We start from the raw sequence: 8,001 nt of genomic DNA on the forward strand, positions 1-8,001 counted from the left end.
AAGCGTTAGCGAAGCACCGAAGCGAAGCGCAGTGCGGAATGCCCCGACCCTTGCGTCAGCAAGGGGCACGCCCAAAACTAAAAAAATTATCTGAATAAAAACTTCTTACCTACATAAACTTATACTTCTGAACTTTTTAAGGCTGCCCGCATAATGAACAATAAACCTATTATCCCAGGTATGAGCAAATTTATCACATAAATAGCCAAAGCACTGTGAAAAGCAGTAAACGTGGATAAACCATAACTTTTGTAAGTGTACATTAAAACACTCTCTCTTATTCCAAGTTCGCTTAATCCTGCACTGGGCACCACAGACTTGATAAACAACATAGTGTTGACACAAATTAAACCTGCTTGAATAGAATAATTTTCATCTGTATAATACCCCCAAATGAGATACTGCAGCACAAAAACAATATATCTAACTGCTGCGTACCCCAACACTACAATTACATCCCGCCAAGAAAGAAAAATTTTCTCTGTAAAATACCGCTTCAACCTCTTTTGATTGACAACAAAACGAATAATTTTATTTCGCATAAAAATAACCGTAACATGAAAAATAAACAGCAAAACGGCACAAGCTAAAATAAAATAAAGGTATTCCTGCAATATATGAACTACATATAAAAACGTAAATCCAAGCCCTATAAAAATCGTAACCCAAAGTTGGGCAATTCGGTCTATAAACGCAAAAATTAGTAAATCTGCTTTATGCTCATTCTCTACGTAAAAAATCCTTGCACCGTACTCGCCCACACGATTAGGAGTGAATAATCCCAAAGTAATTCCCGATATAACCGTTTGTAAAGAAATCAAGTAGGAATACTGCGTAAGAACTTTTAGAACTAAGTATTGCCACTTTTTAGCTTCAATTCCCCAATTTAAGAGCATCAACAGGAATACAAATAGCGCCGCAGTAATAGCTTTTTTTACAGAAACACGGGCAAGGCTATCCCATAAAGAGTTAAAGGAATGAACTTCGTAAATAATATATATCAACGATGCCGCTAAAAGAGTCCAAGTGATTAGTCTTTTTACCTTATGGGCTGGTCGTTTCATTCTCTCGTAAAAATTTAGCTAGCTTGGGTAGGCGGTTGTCCCACTCAACTAAATAAAAATCATTGTCCTTGTACTCAAAATATAAGGTAAGATAATTTTTTTCTTTCTGCTCTAAATAAGAGAATATTACTGCACACAGCTTCAAGGTTGTATCACAATGGTTTTGTAGGTATTCCAGCATACTAAGCTTATCTTCATTTTTTCTGATAAAATCTTGCAGTACTTCATTATCCCATACATATTTGACGGAGTGTATTTTGTTTCGCTTTTTGAGCTGCTTTACCAATAGTTCAGCTTTTTTATCCATATCTTTGCAAGATTGAAGGTTTCTGGGATGATAGAACCCTCGTATTTTACCTTCTAAAAAAAGAGCATTAAACTTTTGTAGTGGAGAGCGATCATCCCCGATATTTTGAAAATTAGCACCATCTATGTACCAAAAATCACCTTGCTGGATAAGATAAAAATACGCTTTACCAACATAGACTTTGTTTTTATTATACACTTTTACAGGAAGAATTGCCCTATTTTTTTCACGTATGTAGAGTTCGCCTTTTATGGAAAGGTTGTGATTTACACAATATTCAAAAAAAGACTTTAGCTGTTCATGTCTTTGGTAATGAATATACTCGGGAGTACATAAACGCTCGAAATTAGACAAACTTTTTCGCTGAATGCATACGTCTACCTCTCTTGGGATATTTTCTTGCGTAAAAACAATTTTTACCCAAAGTGTTATTACAAGGTATAGAGATATCTTTTTTAACACGGCACAAAAATAAAATTATCTTGCTAATTTGCGGTTAGCAAGATAGTATAGTGAGAAAATTCTACGTGCTATTTTAATTTAGGCATTAGGCATGGCATTAACCCAGCGTGCAAGCTTAGACTTTTGGTTGGCTGCTTTGTTCTTATGGATAATATGCCGTTTAGCTAGCTTATCTAACATTGCATATACTTTTGGAAGCATAGCTTGTGCTTCGGCTTTATTTGTCATTTTCTTTAATTTTTTGATTGCACTGCGGCAATTAGAAAGCTGGTAACGATTGCGTAACCTTCTGACAGCACTCTTACGTACCCTTTTTTCAGCAGATTTATGATTTGGCATACTATGTACTTATTTTCTTTGGGACTGCAAAGGTAGTTATTTTCCCATATTTGACAAATTTTTTTGTGATTTTTTTACAAGTATCAAATTTTTGATTTTATTTGCAGTACTAAGTGAAAAGCAAGCTAAGTTGGATATGGAAATACTTAATGTCATTCCGCCCGCTAGTGTACAGCAATTCTTTGAAAGAATCACAGCCTTTTTGGGATATGACTTTATACCAGGTACAATTTTATCTGTGCTTATACCGATAGGTTTTATTGCGGTATATGCTTTGATTGCAGTATATGCGGAACGAAAAATTTCTGCATTTATCCAAGATAGAGTAGGACCTATTGAAGTAGGACCGTATGGCTTATTACAAACCATTGCGGATATCACTAAGCTTTTGACCAAAGAAGACATTATCCCAAAAAATGCAGACAAAGTTCTTTTCACAGTAGGACCTATTGTAATATTCTCTGCGGTATTTGCAGGTTGGGCTGCTTTACCCTTTTCACCTGCGTTTTTGGGATCGGCAGTAACCGTAGGAGTGTTTTACATTATGGCAATTGTATCTATTGATGTAGTGGGTATTTTAATGGCAGGATGGGGTCAAAACAATAAATATGCTTTGTATGGTGCAGTACGTGCTGTGGCTCAAATTGTTTCTTATGAAATTCCCGCAGGTTTGGCTATTCTTACTGCTGTGGTAGCTTCAGGTTCATTAAATTTACAAGAAATATCATATCGTCAAGGGATTTTATCTAATGAACCTATCTATTTGTTTGGCATAAAAGCACTAGGAGATGTAAAACATATTGGGGGAATTGTTACTTGGAACATTTTACAATCTCCTATTTTGATATTAGCTTATGTAATCTACTTTATTGCATCTTTGGCAGAGTGCAACCGAGCTCCTTTTGATATTCCAGAAGGCGAATCAGAATTAGTAGCAGGTTTTCATGTAGAATATGGCGGATTTAAGTTTGCCGTAGTGTTCTTGGCAGAATATGCTATGATGTTTATTGTAGGTACTATCGCTGCGGTGATGTTTCTTGGTGGGTGGAACACGCCTTTACCCAATATCGGACCTGTTAAATTAGCAGATTGGACTACGGGACCTATATGGGGAGCATTCTGGATATTACTAAAAGCACTGTTTGCTATTTTTGTACACATGTGGGTAAGATGGACACTTCCTCGCCTACGCGCTGATCAATTGATGAGTCTATGTTGGAAAGTGTTAACTCCTGCGGCTTTTATTTGCTTAATTATTGCTACACTCTGGAAGATGCTTTCTCTATAAGCAAGATAAAATAATAGTTTGATAAAAAGCCTACCATTTATACTCTTTGCCCCAATAATAATCTTGGGGCAATTTATTTTTTGGAGGTGATGGAAAGTCTTTCAGAGTTTGTACTATTTGCCCTTTTACCTTATCGCTATACAGAATTACCTTAGTAACTTTATTTTTTTCATAAGTTGCCTTGTAGATAGGATATTTTTTAAGGGAATAAGCCGTACAAGTTCCGTTTAAGTCATTAGCTTCAAAGTAACCTTCCCAAATCAGAATTCCTGAATTTTTTTCATATACTTTCCACTTGCCCTCTTTGAAGCCTTCTTCATACATGCCTATTTGAATAGTTTCCAAACCTTGCCAATTTGGACCCTCTTCTTTCCAAATACCATTTTTTTTGCCATCCATATACGTGCCATAATATTCAAAGCAAGAATCTTTAATAACTTTCCACATTCCTTGCTTAGTGCCCTCTTCATACAAACCTATTAAGTTTCCTTCTTGCCATAGTCCTGTTTTTTGACCTTTTTTAAACTCACCTTTGGCTATAATTTTTCCGATACTATCTTTGTATATCCATAAACCTTCTTTTTCATCATCTACATATCTGCCTGATGCATTGCCCTCTTGCCATATTCCTTGCCTTTTGCCATTTATATACTCCCCTTGTTCTACGAAGTTTTCTAGCCAAAAGCCAACTTTCTCTCCTTTCTCATACCTACCGCGGGATTTAGTTAAGCCATTTTCATCAAATTCTACCCAGATACTATCTTCTTTTCCATCTACATACTTACCAATAGCGCTAAGCATGCCATTTTTGTGATAGTATCGCCATATTCCTGTTTCTGAACCTTGTAAATTAAAATATCCCGAAGACTTGACCTTTTTGAAGTTCTCATCCCAAAAAGCACTGTATTTGCCTACGGGAATATGTTCATTTGTTTTAGGATTTACGATACACTCAAACTGTGCAATAAGATTTTCTGTTTTGACCTGACAAATTTCTACTTTGGACTCATACATTACTTTACCTTGCTTGTACGCTGCTACCATGTCTCGTAGTCCGTTGGGCTGAAAGGATAGCCATCTTCCATCTTTTTGACCTGCATAATAAAATCCCTCTGTCTTGAGCTGTTTATTAGGATGATAAGCTAAATATTCCCCGTGCAAAAGCCCTCCTAAATAATTTTCTTGTGATTCTAAATTTCCATTTTCATAAAAGTATTCCCAAAGCCCTGTTTTTTGGTCATAGTAGTAATTTCCTGTAACGGCAACATTACCATTAGGATAAAAACGTTGAAACTGCCCATGCATTTTGTCTTCGCTGAAAGTAATAACTTCATGAATTTTACCATCTGGGTAGTAGAACTTGAATATTCCATCTTTTTTGCCGTACTTGTAGTTACCCTCTTCTTTCAAAATTCCATTTTCATCATATTCTTTAGAGTAGCCGTGTTTTAGGTTGTTCTGATAAAAAGTCTCGTACTTTGGACGATTTTCTGCATAATATTCTACCCAAAGAGAATCTTTTTGTCCGTACACGTATTTACCACTGACTAATAGATAACTTCCTGTGCTGTCCCATCGTTTGTATATGCCATGATACAGTGGCTTTTTGTACTCATCTTTAATGTATTGGTACTGTAATATGATTTTTTTATCCTTATTTTTTTCAGTGTATGTTTCTAGGTACAGTTTAGGGGACTTTTCTGATTTTTGGGCTATACTTAAAGAGCAGAATACTACACAAAGTAATGTTACTTTGAAGACGTATTTCATAGTGCATTTAAGTAAAAATAAGCGTTTAGCGGTTTGCAACGGAACTCAATGCGGCGCTATCCGATTCTATGCTACCATCTTTTAAGCGAATAATACGTCGGGCGTACCTGGCAATATCTTCCTCATGTGTAACTAAAATAATGGTATTACCTTCTTGGTGCAGTTGATTAAAAAGGTTCATAATTTCATGTGAGGTTTTGCTGTCTAAATTACCCGTAGGTTCATCAGCAAGGATAATGGAGGGGTGATTAACCAAAGCGCGTGCGATAGCCACTCTTTGCCGCTGCCCGCCTGAAAGTTCATTCGGTTTGTGGTGAACTCTATCGCCTAAACCTACACTTTCTAAAACCGTTTTAGCTCGTTTCAAGCGTTCAGACTTTGAAACACCTGCATATACTAATGGCATAGCAACATTTTCCAAAGCTGTAGCTCGGGGCAGTAGGTTAAAAGTCTGAAACACAAAACCAATTTTTTTATTTCTTACAGCGGCTAACTCTTTGTCTTTCATATTACTTACATCTATACCGTCTAAAAAATACTTACCTGAATTTGGGGTATCTAAACAGCCTAAAATGTTCATTAAAGTAGACTTTCCTGAACCTGATGCGCCCATAAAAGCCACATATTCGTTTTTGTATATAGATAAACTTATGTTACGCAAAGCATGAATAATTTCGCTGCCCATTACATACCTGCGGCAAATTTGCTCTAAACGTATGATTTCTACTGACTGCAACATGTCTTTATTGTATGATTATTTTTGCGTCAAATTAAGGTAGATGGTTACGGAACGTTGTTTTTCTGCAAATTCGTAGTTAGGATCTTTAACAGCAGGTAATTCAATCATAATTTCGTCAGCTTTGGTAAGGTCAAAACTTTTTTCTTGAAGGACTTTATCTATCAACATGCGAGTAGTAAAAGAAATTTGGTTGTTTTGAATAGGTATCTGATGTATTTTTTCAGGACTGCTTTTGTATTTAGTGATAATCATGTAAATATCTGCTGTGCCCGAAAGTAAGTTAGCAGGTGCGTTTTTTCCTTTGACAGTTATAGTAACAATCTTATCTACATTTTCTGGAGTGATAATAGGAGGTAGGTCATCATTATACTTGCCTAAGTTAGATTTTCCTATCTTAATGTGTGTAAAAAGATTTGTTTTTTGTGGCTTGGACTGACTGTACAGAATTTGAGAGAACAGAAGTGTAAGCACCAAAGTAAAAACAGTTTGAGATATTTTCATAACACAAAGGTATAAAAATTTATTGATTAAATATTGGTACGGATAGCTTCCACAGGGTCAAGTCGGCTGGCTTGTAAAGCAGGTAAAAAACCTGAAAGCAGACCTATAATAATAGACAAAACCAAGCCTCTGATAATGTCTGTGGGCGATACTACAATTTTGAAGTTAGAAATGGGATGAATGTATGTAAAAAACAGCACTAGGATTAGTAAAGTTAATAGACCAATTACTGCGCCTATCATGCACAAAAAAACAGCTTCTATCAAGAATTGAGCTAAAATAAAAATTTTTGTAGCACCTAAGGACTTTTGAATGCCTATTTCACGAGTGCGCTCTTTTACAGATACGTACATAATGTTAGCAATGCTAAACCCACCTACAACAATGGAAAACATTCCAATAATAGCGCCTATGGCTGCAATACCTGCAAATAGGTCGTTTAAGCTTTTTGTTAGCGCTTCTTGTTTGTTGATAGTAAAATTTTCTTCCATGTAAGGTTTTAATCCGCGGGCTGCTCGGAGTATTCCTGTGGCTTCATAAAATACGCGTTCTACATTATCGTAACTATCTGCTCGCACAGTGATAACTGGGTCAACTCTATTAGAAGAAGCATTCCATATTGTATTAAAGACCATTTGTGGGATAATTACCACATTATCATTGCTATTGCCAAACAAACCTGCACCTTCCTTTCTAATGATACCCACAACGGTTAATTTTTTACCTTTGTACATAATTTGCTGATATAAGGCATTGCCATTGGGAAATAAGCCAAGTGCTACATCATATCCAATAATACAAACAGGTTTGGCAGTTTTGAGTTCTAATTCGGAAAAGTATCGCCCTGCGGCAAATTTGAAGTCTTTTATTTTGTAATAGTCTTCTGTTACGCCTTTGAGGGTAATGTTTTCTACACTATATCCTTCCCTTTTTACAATTTCATTATTGACCGTGTATTCTAATGCTATGCCATCAGTATGTTTGAGTTTTTGTTTAAGTGCTTGATAATCCCGAAGAGATACTTTTGGTCTATTGATGTATTTCCACCAGCTATTGGAGTTATCTATCCAGGGCCATTTGTGGATATACATTACTTCATTTCCCAATGAGGATACGCTTTTATTTACATTGTACTTCAAAGAATAGACCATTGTATAAACTGCTGTAATAGCAAAGATGCCGATAGCGATGCCCAAAGTGGTCAAAAAAGTGCGGAGCTTATGACTTCTGATTGCTTTAATCGCAAAAATGATACTTTCTAACCAAAATTGAAAAAAATTCATAGACCTACGCAAATATAAATGAACAGTTAAAGATTACAGCTATAAAAATGCTGTGTGCTGTAAATTAATTGAGAAACCTATTGAGTATATTCTTTTTTTTGTAAGAACAAGGCTAGAGTAGTTTTTTAGATTGAGAGATGAGATAATTTTGGCAGTGTGGAAAAGTATTTTCTTGCGTGAGGCATGCGAAGGGCGTGCGTCAGCACGGTGCGCAGCGAAGCGAAGCACCGAAGCGATAGCGTAGCCCG

At 36.1% G+C, this 8,001-nt stretch carries 9 protein-coding genes; 1 reads left to right on the plus strand and 8 read right to left on the minus strand.

Annotated elements, in window-relative coordinates; translation table 11 throughout:
• Positions 1-119: 119 nt before the first annotated feature.
• The 3 genes from NZ519_09540 to rpsT form a co-directional block, all read right to left on the minus strand.
• Positions 120-1,064, minus strand: coding sequence for a flippase-like domain-containing protein (locus NZ519_09540; protein MCS7028996.1), 945 nt, complete (start codon positions 1,062-1,064; stop codon positions 120-122).
• Positions 1,045-1,833 (minus strand): hypothetical protein, encoded by a 789-nt coding sequence (locus tag NZ519_09545; GenBank protein MCS7028997.1) that lies wholly within the window; start codon positions 1,831-1,833, stop codon positions 1,045-1,047. Before NZ519_09545 ends, NZ519_09540 begins: the two co-directional genes overlap by 20 nt.
• Positions 1,834-1,911: 78 nt before the next feature.
• Positions 1,912-2,172 (minus strand): 30S ribosomal protein S20, encoded by a 261-nt coding sequence (gene rpsT / locus NZ519_09550; GenBank protein ID MCS7028998.1) that lies wholly within the window; start codon positions 2,170-2,172, stop codon positions 1,912-1,914.
• Between the two features lie 91 nt (positions 2,173-2,263).
• Between rpsT and NZ519_09555 the strand changes: the two genes are divergently transcribed.
• A complete protein-coding gene (locus tag NZ519_09555) occupies positions 2,264-3,460 on the plus strand; it encodes an NADH-quinone oxidoreductase subunit H (GenBank protein MCS7028999.1) in 1,197 nt (398 codons plus the stop codon).
• Positions 3,461-3,490: 30 nt separating this feature from the next.
• Here the strand turns inward: NZ519_09555 and NZ519_09560 are convergent, their stop codons facing one another.
• From NZ519_09560 to NZ519_09580, 5 genes are all read right to left on the minus strand, one after another.
• A complete protein-coding gene (locus NZ519_09560) occupies positions 3,491-5,230 on the minus strand; it encodes a hypothetical protein (protein MCS7029000.1) in 1,740 nt (579 codons plus the stop codon).
• 25 nt (positions 5,231-5,255) lie between these two features.
• On the minus strand, positions 5,256-5,951 hold the full coding sequence (locus NZ519_09565) for an ABC transporter ATP-binding protein (GenBank protein ID MCS7029001.1): 696 nt from the start codon (positions 5,949-5,951) through the stop codon (positions 5,256-5,258).
• A gap of 33 nt (positions 5,952-5,984) precedes the next feature.
• Positions 5,985-6,470, minus strand: a complete 486-nt coding sequence (locus NZ519_09570; GenBank protein MCS7029002.1) for a hypothetical protein — start codon at positions 6,468-6,470, stop codon at positions 5,985-5,987.
• Between the two features lie 26 nt (positions 6,471-6,496).
• On the minus strand, positions 6,497-7,753 hold the full coding sequence (locus NZ519_09575) for an ABC transporter permease (GenBank protein MCS7029003.1): 1,257 nt from the start codon (positions 7,751-7,753) through the stop codon (positions 6,497-6,499).
• A gap of 39 nt (positions 7,754-7,792) precedes the next feature.
• The coding region (locus tag NZ519_09580) for a hypothetical protein (protein ID MCS7029004.1) at positions 7,793-8,001 on the minus strand (209 nt) is incomplete at its 5' end.

The organism is Bacteroidia bacterium (assembly GCA_025056095.1).
Classification (GTDB): Bacteria; Bacteroidota; Bacteroidia; order JANWVE01; family JANWVE01; genus JANWVE01.